The sequence below is a fragment of the Nodosilinea sp. FACHB-141 genome (genome assembly GCF_014696135.1).
In the GTDB taxonomy this organism is placed as follows: domain Bacteria; phylum Cyanobacteriota; class Cyanobacteriia; order Phormidesmidales; family Phormidesmidaceae; genus Nodosilinea.
In genome coordinates this window covers 611581-628498 of the sequence record NZ_JACJPP010000007.1, presented here as the reverse complement: position 1 = coordinate 628498, position 16918 = coordinate 611581, and the positions used below count along the sequence as shown (strand labels likewise).

Annotated in this window: 15 protein-coding genes; 8 read left to right on the top strand and 7 right to left on the bottom strand. The window is 54.5% G+C overall.

Annotated features, from left to right (window positions below):
* The first annotated feature begins 25 nt into the window (after positions 1–25).
* Positions 26–1177: a geranylgeranyl reductase family protein gene (locus H6F59_RS06270; protein ID WP_190696521.1), complete on the top strand. Its 1152-nt coding sequence runs from the start codon at positions 26–28 to the stop codon at positions 1175–1177.
* Between the two features lie 98 nt (positions 1178–1275).
* On the opposite strand, the gene H6F59_RS06265 is transcribed toward H6F59_RS06270, so the two are convergent.
* The 3 genes from H6F59_RS06265 to H6F59_RS06255 all read right to left on the bottom strand — a co-directional run bounded on the left by H6F59_RS06265 (position 1276) and on the right by H6F59_RS06255 (position 6020).
* Complete coding sequence (locus tag H6F59_RS06265; RefSeq protein WP_190696518.1) at positions 1276–2496, bottom strand: type II secretion system F family protein; 1221 nt, start codon at positions 2494–2496, stop codon at positions 1276–1278.
* 251 nt (positions 2497–2747) lie between these two features.
* A complete protein-coding gene (locus H6F59_RS06260) occupies positions 2748–3872 on the bottom strand; it encodes a type IV pilus twitching motility protein PilT (protein ID WP_190696515.1) in 1125 nt (374 codons plus the stop codon).
* Positions 3873–4016: 144 nt separating this feature from the next.
* Entirely contained in the window at positions 4017–6020 is a 2004-nt protein-coding gene (locus tag H6F59_RS06255) for a GspE/PulE family protein (RefSeq protein WP_190518470.1), read from the bottom strand.
* A gap of 331 nt (positions 6021–6351) precedes the next feature.
* Here H6F59_RS06255 and grpE point away from each other — a divergent pair, with 331 nt between their 5' ends.
* From grpE to H6F59_RS06225, 6 genes are all read left to right on the top strand, one after another.
* On the top strand, positions 6352–7053 hold the full coding sequence (gene grpE / locus H6F59_RS06250; protein WP_190696512.1) for a nucleotide exchange factor GrpE: 702 nt from the start codon (positions 6352–6354) through the stop codon (positions 7051–7053).
* Positions 7054–7276: 223 nt separating this feature from the next.
* A complete protein-coding gene (gene dnaK / locus H6F59_RS06245; RefSeq protein WP_190696509.1) occupies positions 7277–9232 on the top strand; it encodes a molecular chaperone DnaK in 1956 nt (651 codons plus the stop codon).
* 95 nt (positions 9233–9327) lie between these two features.
* Entirely contained in the window at positions 9328–10455 is a 1128-nt protein-coding gene (gene dnaJ / locus H6F59_RS06240; RefSeq protein WP_190696506.1) for a molecular chaperone DnaJ, read from the top strand.
* A complete protein-coding gene (locus tag H6F59_RS06235; RefSeq protein ID WP_190696503.1) occupies positions 10452–10694 on the top strand; it encodes a sulfurtransferase TusA family protein in 243 nt (80 codons plus the stop codon). Before dnaJ ends, H6F59_RS06235 begins: the two co-directional genes overlap by 4 nt.
* A gap of 3 nt (positions 10695–10697) precedes the next feature.
* Positions 10698–11858 carry a small ribosomal subunit biogenesis GTPase RsgA gene (rsgA, locus tag H6F59_RS06230; RefSeq protein ID WP_190696500.1) on the top strand — a complete coding sequence of 387 codons (1161 nt, stop codon included), beginning with the start codon at positions 10698–10700 and terminating at the stop codon, positions 11856–11858.
* Between the two features lie 607 nt (positions 11859–12465).
* A complete protein-coding gene (locus H6F59_RS06225) occupies positions 12466–12690 on the top strand; it encodes a DUF2811 domain-containing protein (protein ID WP_242021286.1) in 225 nt (74 codons plus the stop codon).
* Positions 12691–13056: 366 nt separating this feature from the next.
* On the opposite strand, the gene H6F59_RS06220 is transcribed toward H6F59_RS06225, so the two are convergent.
* From H6F59_RS06220 to recR, 4 genes are all read right to left on the bottom strand, one after another.
* Entirely contained in the window at positions 13057–14274 is a 1218-nt protein-coding gene (locus H6F59_RS06220; protein WP_190696497.1) for a PQQ-dependent sugar dehydrogenase, read from the bottom strand.
* 129 nt (positions 14275–14403) lie between these two features.
* Positions 14404–15057 (bottom strand): histidine phosphatase family protein, encoded by a 654-nt coding sequence (locus H6F59_RS06215; protein ID WP_190696494.1) that lies wholly within the window; start codon positions 15055–15057, stop codon positions 14404–14406.
* Between the two features lie 13 nt (positions 15058–15070).
* Positions 15071–15715 (bottom strand): histidine phosphatase family protein, encoded by a 645-nt coding sequence (locus tag H6F59_RS06210; RefSeq protein WP_190518490.1) that lies wholly within the window; start codon positions 15713–15715, stop codon positions 15071–15073.
* Positions 15716–15881: 166 nt separating this feature from the next.
* On the bottom strand, positions 15882–16475 hold the full coding sequence (gene recR / locus H6F59_RS06205; protein ID WP_190697227.1) for a recombination mediator RecR: 594 nt from the start codon (positions 16473–16475) through the stop codon (positions 15882–15884).
* 66 nt (positions 16476–16541) lie between these two features.
* Between recR and H6F59_RS06200 the strand changes: the two genes are divergently transcribed.
* Positions 16542–16913: a hypothetical protein gene (locus H6F59_RS06200; RefSeq protein ID WP_190696491.1), complete on the top strand. Its 372-nt coding sequence runs from the start codon at positions 16542–16544 to the stop codon at positions 16911–16913.
* Positions 16914–16918 lie beyond the last annotated feature (5 nt).

Here is a 16918-nt window from a genome sequence, read left to right as displayed (position 1 = left end):
GCCTAGCGTAAAGGATAGTAAACCTATGTATGACTGCGTCATTGTCGGTGCCGGACCCGCCGGATCCACTGCCGCCTACCACCTCAGCAAAGCGGGCCACCAAGTTCTGCTGCTCGATGCTGCCAAACTTCCTCGCTACAAACCCTGTGGTGGCGGCGTCTCGCCCCAGGTAGCTCAGTGGTTTGACTTTGACTTTGCTCCCGCCATTTCTGTAAAGGTGCGCAAGGTGCGCTACACCTTCAATATGGCCGACCCCATTGAAGCCGAACTGCCCGCCGAAAAAGCTCTATGGATGGTGCGGCGCGACGAGTTTGACTACTTCATCGTGCAACAAGCCCAAAAACAAGGGGCCACCTTGTGGGATGGTACTAAGGCCCAAGGCATCGAAAATCAAGGAGATTTCTGGCAGGTCAATACTACTCAGGGCTCGGTTCAGGGGCGTTTTTTAATTGCGGCAGACGGGGCACGCGGGTCAATGGCCAAATGGTTGGGCTTTTCCCAACGGCGATACAAACTGGCCGCAGCCCTAGAAGCCGAGCCCCGATTGGAGGTTCCCAGTGAACCCGTAGTGCATTTTGACCTGGGCCTTATGCAGCAGGGCTACCTGTGGAACTTTCCCAAAGCCGACGGCTACTCCATTGGTGGGGGTGTGTTTCGCTCCGGAGCCCAGCGCAAGCAAGACCTGCGCACTCCTGTAGGCAACTATGCCGCCGCTTTTGATGTAGATGCCAGCACAGTGAAGCATTTTGGCCACCCCATATTCATCTGGGATGGTCCCCAAGATCTACATACTCACAGAGCCCTGCTGGCAGGGGAAGCCGCCTGCGTAGTTGATCCCTTCACTGCCGAGGGTATTCGCCCCTCCATCTTTAGCGGGCTCAAGGCTGCAGATGCGATCGCCCAGGCTCTTAAAGAAGATAATCAACTCCCAAGATCGAAGGGGCATCGAGCCCTAGCAAACTACAGCCAAATAATGAATACAGAATGGGGCCAAGAAATGCGCTGGGCCAGACGCTTAGCCCGCCTAGTCTACAACGCACCAGCCCTAGCCTATCGGGCCGGAGTGAAGCGGCCTTCTAGCACCCTAACCATGGTAAAAGTATTCTGCGGTGAGACCAGCTATGGAGAGGTAGCTCACAGAGCTATCCAGCGGCTCAGCAAAGGGCTATTGTCTTAGCTCTACTAGCTACTAGACAAAACAACGGCCAAGGCAAAGATGCCTTGGCCGTTGTTTTTAGGAAATTGTCAACAATAGACAATAGGAAGCCCTGGAGCTTAACCAATCGCATCCATAATCTTGAACATTGGCAAGTACATTGACACCAGAATCGACCCTACCATGCCACCCAGTACCACAATCATAATCGGCTCCATGATGCTGGTTAGAGCTTTTACGGCCTGCTCCACCTCATCCTCATAGAAGTCGGCCACCTTCATCAGCATTGCGTCTAGTTCTCCCGTTTCTTCCCCGATGCTGATCATCTGAATCGCCATACCAGGAAACACCGCGTGCTTTTGAAGTGCCAGACTAATCATTCCTCCCCCCTGTACATCCTTACGGGCCTCATCCACAGCCTCAGCAATCACCTGATTACCTGCCGTGTCCCGCACAATTTCCAAGGCTGTTAGAATCGGCACCCCGGATTTCGACAGAGAACCAAAGGTGCGGCAAAAGCGCGCAGTCGCGGTTTTTTGAATCAGATCACCAAACAGAGGCATCTTGAGTGATAAACGGTCAATCACTCGTCGCCCGTTCAAAGTGGCATAATATCGGCGATAGGCAAATGTCAATGCCGATATCGCTGCTATCATAAACACCCAGTTCAAGGGCTGGCGCAAAAACCGGCTGATCATCATCATGATCTGAGTAAAGACCGGCAGTTCAGTGCCTAAGTCCTCAAACATATCGGCAAAGATTGGCAGCAAAAATACTGTCATACCGACAAAGATAATCACGGCTAAGAATCCTACCGTTACTGGATAGGCCATAGCTGACTTAATCTGGTTCTGCAACCGAGCTAAATCTTCCAGTAGCTTAGCCAGACGATTGAGCACTTCATCGAGTACGCCACCTACCTCACCCGCCTGGATCAGCGCCACGTAAAGATTATCGAAACAAGCTGGGTGCTTACGCATGGCGTCAGACAGGTTGGTGCCCTGCTGCACGTCAGCGTTGATAGCCATTAGTGCCTTCTTGAGTTTGGGGTTAGCGCAGTCATCTGCCAGTACCCCTAACCCTCGCACCAGGGCAACACCAGCGTTAACGAGAGCAGCGAACTGACGGGAAAAGATTGCCTTATCCTTAACCGTCACCTTGGTCATGGAGGTTTTGATGCTCTCCAGGTCAATATTGAACCCGGATTCCTCCTTTATATCCATTACATAGAGGCCCTGATCCTTTAGACGATTGCGGGCCTCATTGGGATTCTCGGCGGCGATCCGCTCTTTGCGCTGGGCTCCGCTGGTATCGCGACCAATGGCAACGTAGGTAGGCATAGCTCTGTTAGCTCAACGGCTTAAAAGTACTGCAATTATAGCGACGGGTTCAGCTTGCCGAACCCGCTAAATCTACCTGAACTCGCGTGGGGCGTGCCTTGCTCTCGCGGCATGATCACGTGGACCCTAGGTCTAACCCCAAACCAGTAGCAAGAAAGATAATCTGTGCTCCCTCTCTCTAGGCTAGGGCACTCAGTTTAAATTTTTCCTGAGCGCCCTATTTAGTTATCTAAGGTCTTTTACCTCAGATTTTAGTGGCGTCCGGCGGCTGCCCCTTGGCGAGCAGCCACATTAGGTGCTGGAGCTCCCCCAATTAGCCGTTGCAGTTCATCGGGGCGGGAGGTCTTGGACATGGCCGCCTCAAAGGAAATTGTGCCGGCCTGATAGAGATCAGCCAGAACCTTTTCTAGAGTCTGCATCGCCAGCTTACCCCCGGTCTGGATAGCACCGTAGATTTGAGGAGTTTTACCTTCCCGAATCATGTTAGCGATCGCTGGGGTAATCACCATAATCTCTTGGGCCATAATGCGGCCAAACTCACCGGGTTTGGGGTTAGCCTTAGGCACAAGGGTCTGACTGAGCACCGCCACTAGCGAACCTGACAACTGCACCCGAATCTGCTGCTGCTGCTCAGGCGGAAACACGTCGATCATCCGGTCGACGGTTTGGGCTGCTGAGCTGGTGTGCAGAGTACCGAAGACTAGGTGCCCCGTTTCTGCGGCCGAAATAGCTAGGGAAATGGTTTCTAAGTCCCGCATTTCACCCACCAGAATTACGTCGGGGTCTTCCCGCAAGGCAGCACGTAGGGCATTGGCAAAACTCTTGGTATCTTCCCCAATCTGGCGCTGGTGAATCAGGCTTTTGATAGGCTCATAGACAAATTCAATCGGGTCTTCAACGGTGAGAATGTGCTCAGGCCGCGTGAGGTTGATGTTGTTGATCATCGAAGCCAGGGTGGTCGACTTCCCAGAACCGGTGGGTCCGGTCACCAGAATTAAGCCCCGAGGTTTCTCTGACAGTTCCCGTACAATGTTGGGCAACCCTAGCGCATCCATGCTTGGAATTTTGGAGCTCAGTGCTCGCAAACATGCAGCATAGGTACCGCGATCTTTGTAGACATTGACCCGAAAGCGGGCAAGCCCTTTTACCCCATAGGAGCAATCCAGCTCCCAGGTTTGCTCCAGCTGTTTGCGCTGGGTGTTGTTGAGCATGCTGAAGATTAGCCGCTGACAAGACTCGGCGGTCATTGGCTCGTGCTCGGTAGGAGTGAGTTTGCCGCTAATGCGGATGTAGGGGGGCAAACCTGCAGAGAGGTGTAGGTCAGAGCCACCCCGCTCAATCACCTCTTCCATCAAATCTTCGATCATCAATTCCATAGGGCTACCTCATGGGGTTTGAGAAACGTCGAGAGAATCTAGCGTTAGAAAAGCTTAGGCTAGGCTAATAAAGCAGTTGGTGCCGTAGCGTCCGTTGCTGCTAACAAGATGCCCAGTTCGAGACAAAATGCTGTCAACTAGCCGCTAATCGTGAAAGCGGGGAGTGAGGCAGTAGGGACAGTCGAGCCAATCTTGCTGAAGCTCAGCGGCGCAGCTAGCACAGGTTAGAGAGGCTTTACGCTTCGACTTAAGTTCTGCTTCTAATCCTGTATCGGTAAAGGTTACCCGTTCCACTTCATCCAGGGTGGTGTATCCCTGTCGCACCAAGTCTAAGCTGTAGGAAAGCAGAGTTTGCATACCTTCTTCTACCGCTGCCTCTTTGATCATCTCAGTAGGGGCTCCTTCAGAAATCAGCTTCTGCAACCGTTCGGTAACGCGAAGCACTTCGTATACTCCGACTCGGCCCTTGTAGCCACCACCTTGACACTTGGGGCAAAGGGTATTGTTATCTTTAGCTGCCACAAGTTCTTCTACGGTAAGGGTATTAGCCTTATAGAAGGTGATATCTGATTCAGAGGCAGAGCTCAGACCAAAGTGGGCTAGTTCTTCAGGAGTAGGGCTGTAGGAAATCCGGCAATCAGTACACACTCGCCGCACTAGACGCTGGGCTAGTACCCCAATCAGAGCGCTAGAAACCATGAATGACTCTACTCCCATCTCGTCGAGACGGGCGATCGCCCCAGCAGCGTCATTAGTGTGCAACGTAGTCAGCACCAAGTGCCCCGTCAAAGCAGCTTCAATTGCTGTCTTAGCCGTTTCGCGATCGCGGGTTTCACCCACCAGAATCACATCTGGGTCCTGACGTAAAAAAGCGCGCAGAATTGACGCAAAATCCATGCCCTTTTCGCGAATTACCTGCACCTGGGTTAAACCAGGCAGCGTGTATTCGATCGGGTCTTCGGCAGTGCTGATATTAATGCCAGGGTCGTTCCGCTCTGACAGCACCGAGTAAAGGGTCGTGGTCTTGCCTGAGCCGGTCGGCCCTGTCACCAATAGAAGGCCAAAGGGACGAGAGGCCATCTCCTGCACAATGCGAAGAGAGTCGGGGTCAGTAATTAGCTTATCTAGACCTAGCTGAGTCGCTGAGTTATCTAGAATCCGCAGTACCACCTTCTCGCCGCAACGACTGGGCAGAGTGTTGACTCGAAAGTCAACTTTGCGCCCCTGGAACACTCGCCGAATACGACCATCCTGAGGTGCTCGGCGCTCGGCGATGTCTAGCTCGGCAATGATTTTAAAGCGGGCAGTGACCGCCTGGATAATCTTTTTGGGCATCTTCGGCAGCGCTTCTTTAAGCACCCCATCCTTACGGAAGCGTACCCTCAGATATTCCTCTTGAGGTTCAACGTGGATATCAGAGACGCCCTCTTGTAGAGCTTTGGCTAAGATTTTGTTGACTAGGGCAATGACCGGAGCCGCACCGGCGTCCTTGAGGGCCATGCCCAGGTCAGCTTCTTCGTCGATAACATCTTCTAAACTGCCCGCGCCAAAATCGAGCTCTTCCAGGCTAGTGTTAACGTCAACGGCGGCATCTAGTTCTTCTTTCTTCTGCTTAGCTACTGCATCGTCCAGATAGGTAGACATCAGCCGCTGATAGTCTTCAACGGTAATCACCATGCGCCGAAGAGAGAGGTTTTGAGCCCGCAGAATACGGTTGAGGTCGTCCTGAGCCTCCAAATTCTCTGGATCGACCATGGCAACGAGCACCGAAGGGGTCTCACCTTGATCCTTGGAAAGAGGCACCAAGCGGTGACGTCGGCAGATATCGACCGGCACCAGGGTATCGATTAGCTGCCCAATTTGGGCTGGGGAGATATCGTTAAGTTCGGGATCGAGGGATTCAACCCCGTAAAGAATTTTGAGCTCAAAAAGCTGCTGTTTCTTGTACTGCCGCAGCAGTTCGGGGGAGAGCTGTTGGCCGGTGAGCGACTCAAGCACATCAGTCAGCGACTGCCCACTTTTGCGGCTCTCCGCCAAGGCCTTTTGCATCTGCTCAGAGTCAACATAGCCCGCTTGAATGAGCTTGTTGCCGAAGGGCGAGAAACTCCGCTGAAGTACTAGTGCTCGCCGGGAGGAGGAATTAGTCATACGCTGATGCCAAAGTGCTGGTGTGAAACAGGCTTAAACCCAATTGTATGCAGGCAGTATTCCCTAAACGGGGAGATATACCCCTAAGCTAGCGCGATCGCAAGCCTTTACCCGCGTTGACCCCGTAGTGTCGATAATACCCTTATCTAATTTATCTGCACCACGGCAGGTCAATGGCTCGTCAATCTTTGGGAATAAGGCAGCGCTTCAACCCAGGGCAGTCAAACCCACATTCCACGATAGAATTGAAAGCAGTGCTAAGGGCAAGTCACTGAGATACACTTGGGCCTAAGCAAAGTTGTTGCATTCACCCGCCGAGTTACATATCAGCATGGTTGACGACATTCACCACACGGCCCACGATCCCGCTTCTGACCCTGAAGCTATTGAAGAGATTCTTGAAGAAGACGCTGTGGATATTGACTTTGACGACGTGGTCGAAGCTGCTGCAGCTACAGTTGAAGCCGCTGCAGCAGCACCGCCCTCTAATGGAGGTAGCGTTGATGCGGGTTTAGTGACAGATCTAGAGCGCCAGGTGGCAGGGCTAAAGGCCCAGCTTGAAGATCGGGCAAATCAATCAATGCGAATTGCAGCCGACTTTGAGAACTACCGCAAACGCACCAGCAAAGAAAAAGACGAGTTAGCCACTCAAATTAAGGGCGACACCGTTATTGAGCTGCTGCCAGTGGTTGACAATTTTGAGCGGGCGCGATCGCAGATCAAACCCCAAACCGAAGCCGAGATGACTATTCATAAAAGTTATCAAAGCGTGTACAAGCAGCTAGTGGAAACCCTAAAGCGCTTAGGAGTTTCAGCCATGCGTGCTGAAGGGCAAGAGTTTGACCCGCTACTGCACGAGGCTGTCATGCGCGAACCAACAGCCGACCATGCTGAGGGGGTGGTGATTGAAGAGTTTGTACGGGGCTACCAGCTTGGCGATCGGGTGCTGCGCCACGCTATGGTGAAAGTAGCTGCTCCCCCAGAGGATAGCTCTCAAAACCCAGACATTGAGAGTTCCGGCTCCCTCGAATAATCTACTAACTGGGTGCTTGCTAATTGTGATGAGTAGGAGAGCCCTATCACTGTGCTCTAGGTTCTACAAACACCCGCATTTGAGCAATGCAGTCAAAAGTTACCGTGGCGAACGATAACTTCTTTGGTGTAAGCGGGCAACCTAATCACAATTAGCTCAGACCGTTACAGGCCTGAGCTAATTTCGAAGGTAAAGCGAACGATTAAGTTGAGCACCGTGGGCTATGGGTAAAGTAATCGGCATTGACCTAGGAACAACGAACAGTTGTGTCGCTGTCCTCGAAGGCGGCAAACCAGCTGTAATTTCCAGCACTGAAGGGGGCCGTACGGTACCCAGCATTGTTGGATTTGGCAAAAACGGCGAGCGGTTAGTAGGCCAGTTGGCCAAACGCCAAGCGGTTACAAACGCAGAGAATACGGTCTACAGCATTAAACGATTCATTGGTCGTCGCTGGGAAGACACCGAGGCAGAGCGCAGCCGCGTACCTTACGTCTGCGTTAGCGGTCGTGACAACACCGTAGACGTGCAGATCCGCGGGAAAGCGTTTACGCCCCAAGAAATTTCTGCAATGATCTTGCAAAAGCTCAAGCAGGATGCCGAGACTTACTTGGGAACCGAAGTAACCCAAGCAGTTATTACCGTACCGGCTTACTTTACCGACGCACAGCGCCAGGCAACCAAAGACGCCGGCACCATCGCGGGCCTAGAAGTCCTGCGCATTATCAACGAGCCCACCGCTGCAGCCCTCTCCTACGGGCTCGACAAGCAGGACCAAGACCAAATTGTATTGGTGTTTGATCTGGGGGGCGGTACCTTTGATGTGTCTATTTTACAGCTAGGCGATGGCGTCTTTGAGGTCAAGGCCACCGCTGGCAACAACCATCTAGGCGGTGACGACTTTGACAACTGCATCGTCGAATGGATGACCGCTGCTTTTCGCGAGCAAGAAGGCATTGATCTATCTGCCGATCGCATGGCGCTACAGCGCATTCGTGAAGCAGCTGAAAAAGCCAAGGTTGAGTTGTCGAGCATGCCTTCGACCTCTATCAACCTCCCCTTTATTACCGCCGACGAGTCTGGGCCAAAGCACCTAGAGATGACGCTAACTCGTGCTCAGTTCGAGCAATTTGCGTCAGAACTGGTGCAGGCCACCCTAGATCCGGTTAAGCAAGCCCTTAAAGATGCAGACTTGAGCCCTGATGCGATCGATCGCATCTTACTAGTAGGCGGATCTACCCGCATTCCGGCCGTGCAGCAGGCGGTTAGCGCCTACTTCAATGGCAAAGCTCCCGATCGCTCTGTGAACCCCGATGAAGCTGTGGCCTTAGGGGCATCAATTCAAGCGGGCGTATTAGGGGGGGAAGTCAAAGATTTACTACTGCTCGATATCACCCCCCTCTCCCTAGGTATCGAAACCTTGGGAGAAGTATTTACCAAGATCATTGAGCGCAACACTACTATTCCCACTAGCAAGTCTCAGGTGTTTTCGACCGCCACCGATGGCCAAACCTCTGTAGAAATCCATGTTCTTCAAGGTGAGCGGGCCATGGCCAAGGACAACAAAAGCCTGGGTAAGTTTGAGCTTACTGGTCTTCCCCCTGCTCCGCGGGGAGTGCCGCAAATTGAGGTGTCCTTTGAAATCGACGCCGACGGTATCTTGAAAGTAGCCGCCCTCGACAAGGGTACGGGTCGCGCTCAGAGCATCTGCATCACCAACACGGGTGGCTTAACTGATAGCGAAGTCGATCGCATGCGTCTGGAGGCCGAAACCTATGCTGATGAGGACGGGCGACGACGACAGTTGGCAGAACTGACTAATCGAGCAGACAACCTGTTTTATAGCTACGAAGCCACTCTGCGTGACCATGGCAGTCTGCTAGATGAGGCAACTCGGGCCGATTTGGATGAGAAAGTCAGCCAGCTCCGTGTCGCCACCCACAACCCCAGCATTGATGTCGCTACCTTCCAGGGATGTATTGATGCCCTACAATCGGCCATCTTTGCTGTCGGTACCAACGTTTACCGAGACGTAGACACCGGAGCCGAGGTAGATATGGGCGTTCCAGCAGCAGCCTATGCCGGTGTTGAAGCCGGGAACGACGAGACCTACGATCCTGACTACGACGATGATATGGGGTTAGACGCTACCGTGACCGCCGATTACGAAGCCATAGACTAAGGCTAAGGGGGCGGGTATTCCCACCTAGCCAAGGTGGGCACTCCTTTTAAAATGGTTTAATGTTGATTGTTGCTGGAGTTGTCTAGGTAGCCCCTATGGCCCGTGATTTCTATGAGATTCTCGGTATTTCGCGCAACGCCGATCAGGACGACATTAAGCGAGCCTACCGACGCTTAGCCCGCAAATATCACCCCGACGTCAACAAAGATCCTGGGGCTGAAGACACCTTCAAAGAGATCAACCGAGCCTACGAAGTGCTTTCTGAGCCCGAGGTTCGAGCTCGCTACGATCGCTTTGGAGAAGCTGGGCTCGGTGCTGGTGCCGGTGTTGGCGGCTACCAGGACTTTGGCGACATGGGTGGCTTTGCCGACATCTTCGAGAGCTTCTTTAGCGGCTTTTCGGGAGGTGGGGGCCAGGGCACCCGCCGACGAGGGCCAACCCGAGGCGATGATCTTCGCCTTGACCTCAGGCTTGACTTCAAAGAAGCGGTGTTTGGCGGCGAGAAAGAAATTAAGATCAGCCACTTGGAAACCTGTGGTACCTGCACAGGCAGCGGTGCCAAGCCGGGCACTCGCCCATCCACCTGTGGCACCTGTAGTGGTACTGGCCAAGTTCGCCGGGCTACTCGCACCCCCTTCGGCAGTTTTACCCAAGTATCGGCCTGTCCGACCTGTAGCGGTACAGGTGAGGTGATTGAAGACCGCTGCGACGTGTGTGGTGGTAGCGGTCAGAACCAGGAAACCAAAAAACTCAAGATTACAGTGCCAGCTGGCGTCGACAACGGTACTCGGCTGCGGGTGTCTAATGAAGGGGATGCTGGGTTGCGGGGTGGTCCCGCTGGAGATCTGTATGTCTACCTATTTGTAGCCGAAGATGCTGCCTTCAAGCGGGATGGCATCAATATTCTCTCTGATCTCAAGATTAGCTATCTTCAAGCAATTTTGGGCTGCAAGCTGACTATTGATACTGTCGAAGGTCCCGAAGAGCTTGACGTACCGGCGGGTACACAGCCTGGTACAGTCCTTACCCTCGACAATCGCGGTGTGCCCAAGCTGGGCAATCCCGTTAGCCGTGGCGACCACTTGATCACTGTCCAGGTTGACATTCCCACGCGCCTGAAGCCGGAGGAGCGAGAGCTAGTTGAAAAACTGGCAGAAATTCGTGGTGAGAAGGTCAATCGAGGTGGTATTGAGGGCTTCTTAGGAGGGCTGTTTCGCGGATGAGCTACTCTACGGCTGCCGATGAGCGTTTAGATCTGCGGGGTACCCCCTGCCCAATCAACTTTGTGCGAACTAAGCTCCGACTGGAGAAAATGGCATCTGGAGCTTTGCTAGAGGTATGGCTCGATGCTGGGGAACCCGTTGAGCAGGTACCCGATAGTCTCACCATGGAAGGTTACAAAGTAGAGCATTTAGAGGATTGCGCTGATTACTTTGTTGTCTACGTGCGCTGCCCCAGTTAGGTGATGGCACCTTCTGAGTTTGATGACACAGTACTCGCTGAGCCGAGAGCAAGCCTCTGGGGCCTAGTGGTAGCCATACAAGCCAACTACTATCGGGTGAAACTAGACAAAAACAGTGACCTGCTTAATGACGAGTCAGGTCAGATTTTGCTATGTACTCGCCGGGCTCGACTGAGAAAAACCGGTCAGCAGGTGATGGTGGGCGATCGCGTGCAGGTAGAGGCGGTCGACTGGGCCGGAGGACGGGGCGCAATCGCTGCAGTTGGTCCCCGCCGATCAGTGTTGGACCGTCCACCCGTGGCCAACGCTGATCAAATTTTGCTAGTCTTTGCCCTAGCCGAGCCTGATCTTGATCCCCAGCAGCTTGGGCGGTTCTTAGTCAAAGCCGAATCGACAGGGGTGCCTGTTTATCTCTGTCTCAACAAGCAGGACCTAGTTAGCACCGCCACCCGTCGCTATTGGCAGGAGCAGCTAGACGCCTGGGGCTACCCAGCTACGATGATCAGTCTTCAAGAGGATGAGACCGTACAAACCCTGCTACCTCGGCTACAGGGTCGCACAACCATCATCTCTGGGCCCTCTGGGGTAGGTAAATCAAGCTTAATCAACTGGCTCATTCCTCAGGCTAGCTTGAGAACAGGGGCGGTGTCTGGCAAGCTGGGGCGGGGCCGACATACCACTCGTCATGTAGAGCTATTCGAGCTGCCGGGGGGCGGTTTTTTAGCCGATACCCCTGGCTTTAACCAACCCGATCTAGCACTGACCCCGCTAGTCCTGGGTCAGTGTTTTCCAGAAATTCGGTCACGTCTAGCCGAGGGTGTTTGCCAATTCAACGATTGTCTACACCAGGACGCGCCGGGCTGCGCTGTGGACCCCCACTGGTCTCGCTATGACTTTTACCTCACCCTGCTGAAAGAAGCCCTTGAGTACCAGGAGGGCCAACAGCAGCAGCGTGACCCTGACGCCCCCCTCAAGCTCAGAATGGGAGAGCAGGGACAGCAGCGCCAAGAGCCCAGGCTTCAGACTAAAAAATATCGTCGCCCGTCACGCCGCCACCAGAAACAAAGGCTTGACTATCTACGCCACGACCTAGATGGGTCTGGCGATAGTCTCGATTCGCAGTCTAGTGATGGTGACTGGCCCGAAGACGACGGCTTGAGCTAGTCAAACTGGGCTTGAATTCGGTGCTGGCTAGGCTGCAATCGTTAAGGTTCTGGCCGCTTAGCGCTGATTGATCGCTTGCAGTTAGATGAATAGAGCGCCAGATAATGGCCAGCCCTCAGAGCCTAAGTCTTCAGACCTGCAAAACATGCTGACGCTTTACTTGCCTAAACTATTAAAAATTTGAAACCCTACCGGATTTTATATTTTCTTTTTTTTCTTATGGGGTTTTCCCCAGAGTTTTCCCCAGATTTAACGGAGTTTTCCACAGAAATTAACGGCGGAGTAGTCATTGAGACCAAAACTGAAAATCAGGATTCTTCACAGGTACATCAGATCGCTTGTGTGCTGGCAATTACAAATCGCCTAGACAGGGATCGCTGAAACCCTTGAGACCTCGTTACCAAAAATCGGGGATAGCGGATCAGGGTGTAGTTGGCAAGATTGACATCCCCCTGCCCTCTGGTGACAATGGTGCGACCAGCTTACACAGCGCTTCTGTTCCAGCTCGTCTACAGGCTTTAAGTTCCCTTCCAGCAAGGGATCCAGCCTGTTAAACAGTTGGTGGGGGCTGTATTTTGCTGTCTAATTTCAGATTGGGGAAGTGGAAATGAGTGAGCAATCAATGGCGACTATGGCATCGAGAATCAGCCTCAGCGTAGAGGTGCCGGAGGAGTTGTTTGAGGCCATGCGTGACTATGTAGAGACCCACCCATCGTGGAGCCAACACCGGGTGTTCTGCGCGGCGCTGTCACTATTTTTGATGCAGAACGGCATTAGCGATCGCCGTATCAATCGTCTATACCTAGACGCAGTATTCGACTACGCTGCCTAATCTTGTGGGGGGTTCTGACATTGTGCTTTCAGATAATCCAATTAGGTAACGGTAGATTCATCGGGGTCCGTAAGTTAATGCCTCGCCATAGCCAGTGCCTGGCGATCGCCCAAACCTTGATTTTTGGTTGTTGTAAAAGCTTAAGTACGAATTGGCACCACGCTCAATCAATCGCCAGACCAAGCTTTGTAGCCCTGGCGAGCTAACCGAGAACAAAGCTAACTGATTCGCTGCCAAACCTGGATAGGTGGCCACAATCGCCGAATACTTCTTTGCCACAAGGCTCGGGCGGCAGCTACAAATTTGCGAAAGGGCGCTCCAAGACGGGCGCCCTTTCGCATTTCATGCAGTCTTGGGGTGACTGAGCTACGAAGCTGGCTCTAGACGGACCAAACGACCGTTGGGATCGTCGGTCAGGACGTAGAGAAAGCCGTCGGGACCCTGGCGCACATCGCGCACCCGCTGACCAATGGGAATTGAAACCTGATTGACCACGGCACCATTGGCGTCTACCTCAATGCGGCGCACATCTTGGGAGACTAACCCGCCGGCGAACAGCTGCCCTCGCCACTGGGGATAGCGATCGCCCCGGTATACCGCCAGCCCCGAGGGTGCAATTGAGGGCGTCCAGTAGGTGAGGGGATCGACCATGTCCGGACGCGATCGCTCGGTGGAAACCGGACCGCCCGAATACTCCTCGCTATAGGTCACTACTGGCCAGCCATAGTTTTTGCCAGGCTCCAGGCGGTTGAGTTCATCCCCACCCCGAGAGCCATGCTCTGTAGACCACACCTGGCTGGTTTCAGGATCCAAGGCCAAACCCTGAATATTGCGATGACCGTAGCTCCAAATCAACGGGTTGGCACCCGAATCATTCACAAAGGGATTGTCGGTAGGAGCCTCACCCTCGTCGGTAAGACGCACCACCGAGCCCAGTAGAGTTTGGCGGTTTTGAGCCTGGTTACGAATCAGCTCACCGTCGAGTCGTAAGGGGGGATTACCACCATCGCCCAGGGCTACCAACAGAGTGCCATCGGGCAGCCACAGCAGGCGTGAGCCAAAATGTTGGCCATCTGATTTATCGCGGTTGTTGGTGAAGATTACCGTCCAGTCGGTGAGGGTGTTGCCCTCTAGCCGCGCTCGGGCCACCTGGGTGCGGTTGGCCTGTTGAGTGCCGTCGGCGTAGGCCAGGTAGATAAAACCATTGTTTTCAAACTCGGGGTGCAGGGCAATGTCGAGTAGTCCTCCCTGACGAAAGGCCAATACCTCAGGCACCCCAGCGATGGGAGTAGGGTCTAGGACACCGTTGCTGACCCGGCGCAGACGTCCAGGACGCTCGGTAATTAGCATGTCACCGTCAGGTAGCCAGACCATGCTCCAGGGATGCTCTAGACCCTCTACCACTGTGACCGGCTCGACGTTGTTCACCACTACATCGGCAGGTGGCGACTCAGGGGCGGTGGATTCAACCTGGGCGGTGTCAGTCGCAGGCGGGGCGGTGGGGCTGGGGGCTGAGGCGCAGCTGCCCATGGCAAGCAGAATGAGGCCGGGTACAAGAATAGAAGTAAACCGAGTAGATACCATAAATACCGCAGCGCGTTTGAAACCAGGAGCGATCGCAGTCAGGGCAATCGCACTCCATAAATAATCTCCTTAGGGTCTATAGCCAACGCCATCTACCCACAGACAGAGCTACCAATCTAGGCACGGCCCTTAGCCGTCAGAGCCATTGCCAGCCCAGGGACGCCGCAGGTGCAAAGGCAGGTGGGCGCGGTCGTTCAGCTGGCGCACAAAGGGGCCGTACTCCATCAGCTCCACTAGCGATACGGCGGTGACGGACATGGCCAGGCGATCGCGATATCGCCCGACATCAATCCCCAACAAGGTGCACAACATAATCCGCAGGGTGGCCTTGTGGGACACGATCAGCACATTGCCGTCGGGATAGGCCTCTTCAATTTCGGCCAGCACATCAGAACTGCGGCGGGCCACCTGCATAGCCTTTTCGCCATCGGTGGGCGTATTCCAGGCAGGGTCAGCCAGCCAACGAATGTAATCGTCGTGGAATGCAGTGTTGACCTCGGCGGGACCCATACCTTCCCACTGCCCAAAGGACAGTTCCCGCAAATGCTCGCGACGTTGTACCGTCAGCCCCGTGATTTGGCACAGGGGCTGCACGGTGGCAGCAGCATGGCTAAGCGGGCTACAAAAGACCGCTCTCCAGTCGAGGTGGTGGTAGGCCTTGGCAAAATAGTCGGCCATCTGCTGACCCTGGGCCGTCAGCGCTACCCCATCTTGGCTACAGTAGCGACCTGTACGGCAGTACTCGGTTTCAGCGTTGCGGAGTAGGTAAAGCCTCAGGGGCATAGGGCACTTGACCTCAGGTGGAGGGTAGCGATCGCAGCTGGTCGCTCAGGTGAGAGCGATCGGCAATGGTGTGAAACAGCGGCCCCCGTGAGCCCAGCTCAACTACGCTCACGGCGGCAACCGGCATATCCATGCGATCGCGGTAGCGGCCCACATCAATACCCAGCAAAGTGCAGAGCATAATGCGAATGGTGGCCTTGTGAGACACTAGCAAGATGTGTCCGCTGGGGTGGGTGCGCTCAATTTCGTCGAGCACCTGAGCCGAGCGGCGGGCGATATCTACGGCGCGTTCGCCCCCCACCGGCGCATACCAGGCCGGGTCGGTTAACCAAGCCACATACTCGTCGTGGTGATCGCGGTCAACGGCGGTCGGGTGCATGCCTTCCCAGCGACCATACATCACCTCCCGCAGCCCGTCGCGCAGCCGCATCTCTAAGTTCAGCACATCACACAGCGGACGAGCCGTCTCTACCGCCCGCCGCAGAGGGCTGACGTAGGCGGCGCTCCAGGGTAGATGGGCATAGGTTTCGGCAAACTCCTGGGCCATAGCCATTCCCTCGGAGGTTAGGCCGGGGTCGTTTTCGGGCGTGCCGCAGTAGCCCCCCGTGAGGCTATAGGCCGTTTGGCCATGCCGTAAAAAATAGAGAAAGACTCCCATCGGTGCCTGGCGGTAAACAATCGCGGTAGTGCCCTGGAACCACCTTCGCCCAGCAAGCCCTAAAACACTTAACCCATGGCAAAGGGCTCATCACCCCTAATCTAACCTACGGGCCGAGCAACCCAAAACAGGTTCAGAATTGTATAAGACCTAGCCAAATCTTGGCCTAGTCTAGATCTCGGCGCCCCTCTAGGGCGCGGGCCAAGGTGACCTCGTCGGCATATTCTAAATCGCCCCCCATGGGCAGACCAAAGGCAATGCGAGTTACCCGAGTAAAGGGCTTCAGCAGCTGACCCACATAGAGAGTGGTAGTGTCACCCTCAATACTGGGACTAATGGCCATAATCACCTCCTGAGTGCCTTCTTTGCTGACCCGGTGCACCAGGGGACCAATATTCAACTGTTCGGGGCCAATGCCATCCATCGGTGAGATCAGGCCGCCCAGCACGTGGTAACGGCCTCGATATTCGCGGGTTTTCTCAATGGCGATGACGTCTCGCGAGTCGGCCACGACGCAAAGGGTCTGAAGGTCGCGGTTGGTAGCCCGGCAGATGTCGCACACCGGCTCGGCTGACAGATGAAAGCACACCGAGCACTGCCCCACCTGAGCTTTGGCCTCTAGGAGCGCTTGGGCCAAGGCTTGGACTTCGGTTTGGGGGCGCTTGAGAACGTGTAGCGCTAGACGCTGGGCCGACTTGGGGCCAACCCCCGGCAGCCGCTGGAATTCTTCGATCAGTCGAGCCAGGGGACGGGTGTAAATGGGACAAACTCCTAGGGTTGCTCATTATTTAAATTGTACGTGTAAGGCTGTGAATGAAGGTGGGCAATGGCAGATTTGAGCGGCATGTGGCTAGGCACTTACTGGCAGCGGGATACCCCAACCCGCTTTGAAGCCACCCTGGTGCAGGGGGGCAACACCCTGAGCGGCAGCATTCTCGACAGCGGCTATCTGGGCGAAGCCCAACTCAGTGGCACCGTGGTTGGTCGCCGGGTACAGTTTGTTAAACGCTATTTGGGCCGAGGGCAAGCGGCCATTGACTATATAGGCACAGTGTCTGAAGACGGTGACCATATTACCGGGCAGTGGAGTATTGGCGGTTTCGATGCTGGCCCCTGGGAGGCCCACCGCAGCGAGGACGACTTGAGCGCTAGTTGGCAGGCGCTTTTACAACAAAATTTGGCATCAACCCTCACCTAAAGCCC

Bases quoted from the DNA above. Each gene is read 5' to 3' on its own strand.
- H6F59_RS06270 (WP_190696521.1), top strand. From the start codon at position 26: ATGTATGACTGCGTCATTGTCGGTGCCGGACCCGCCGGATCCACTGCC.
- H6F59_RS06265 (WP_190696518.1), bottom strand. From the start codon at position 2,496: ATGCCTACCTACGTTGCCATTGGTCGCGATACCAGCGGAGCCCAGCGC.
- H6F59_RS06260 (WP_190696515.1), bottom strand. From the start codon at position 3,872: ATGGAATTGATGATCGAAGATTTGATGGAAGAGGTGATTGAGCGGGGT.
- H6F59_RS06255 (WP_190518470.1), bottom strand. From the start codon at position 6,020: ATGACTAATTCCTCCTCCCGGCGAGCACTAGTACTTCAGCGGAGTTTC.
- grpE (WP_190696512.1), top strand. From the start codon at position 6,352: ATGGTTGACGACATTCACCACACGGCCCACGATCCCGCTTCTGACCCT.
- dnaK (WP_190696509.1), top strand. From the start codon at position 7,277: ATGGGTAAAGTAATCGGCATTGACCTAGGAACAACGAACAGTTGTGTC.
- dnaJ (WP_190696506.1), top strand. From the start codon at position 9,328: ATGGCCCGTGATTTCTATGAGATTCTCGGTATTTCGCGCAACGCCGAT.
- H6F59_RS06235 (WP_190696503.1), top strand. From the start codon at position 10,452: ATGAGCTACTCTACGGCTGCCGATGAGCGTTTAGATCTGCGGGGTACC.
- rsgA (WP_190696500.1), top strand. From the start codon at position 10,698: ATGGCACCTTCTGAGTTTGATGACACAGTACTCGCTGAGCCGAGAGCA.
- H6F59_RS06225 (WP_242021286.1), top strand. From the start codon at position 12,466: ATGAGTGAGCAATCAATGGCGACTATGGCATCGAGAATCAGCCTCAGC.
- H6F59_RS06220 (WP_190696497.1), bottom strand. From the start codon at position 14,274: ATGGTATCTACTCGGTTTACTTCTATTCTTGTACCCGGCCTCATTCTG.
- H6F59_RS06215 (WP_190696494.1), bottom strand. From the start codon at position 15,057: ATGCCCCTGAGGCTTTACCTACTCCGCAACGCTGAAACCGAGTACTGC.
- H6F59_RS06210 (WP_190518490.1), bottom strand. From the start codon at position 15,715: ATGGGAGTCTTTCTCTATTTTTTACGGCATGGCCAAACGGCCTATAGC.
- H6F59_RS06200 (WP_190696491.1), top strand. From the start codon at position 16,542: ATGGCAGATTTGAGCGGCATGTGGCTAGGCACTTACTGGCAGCGGGAT.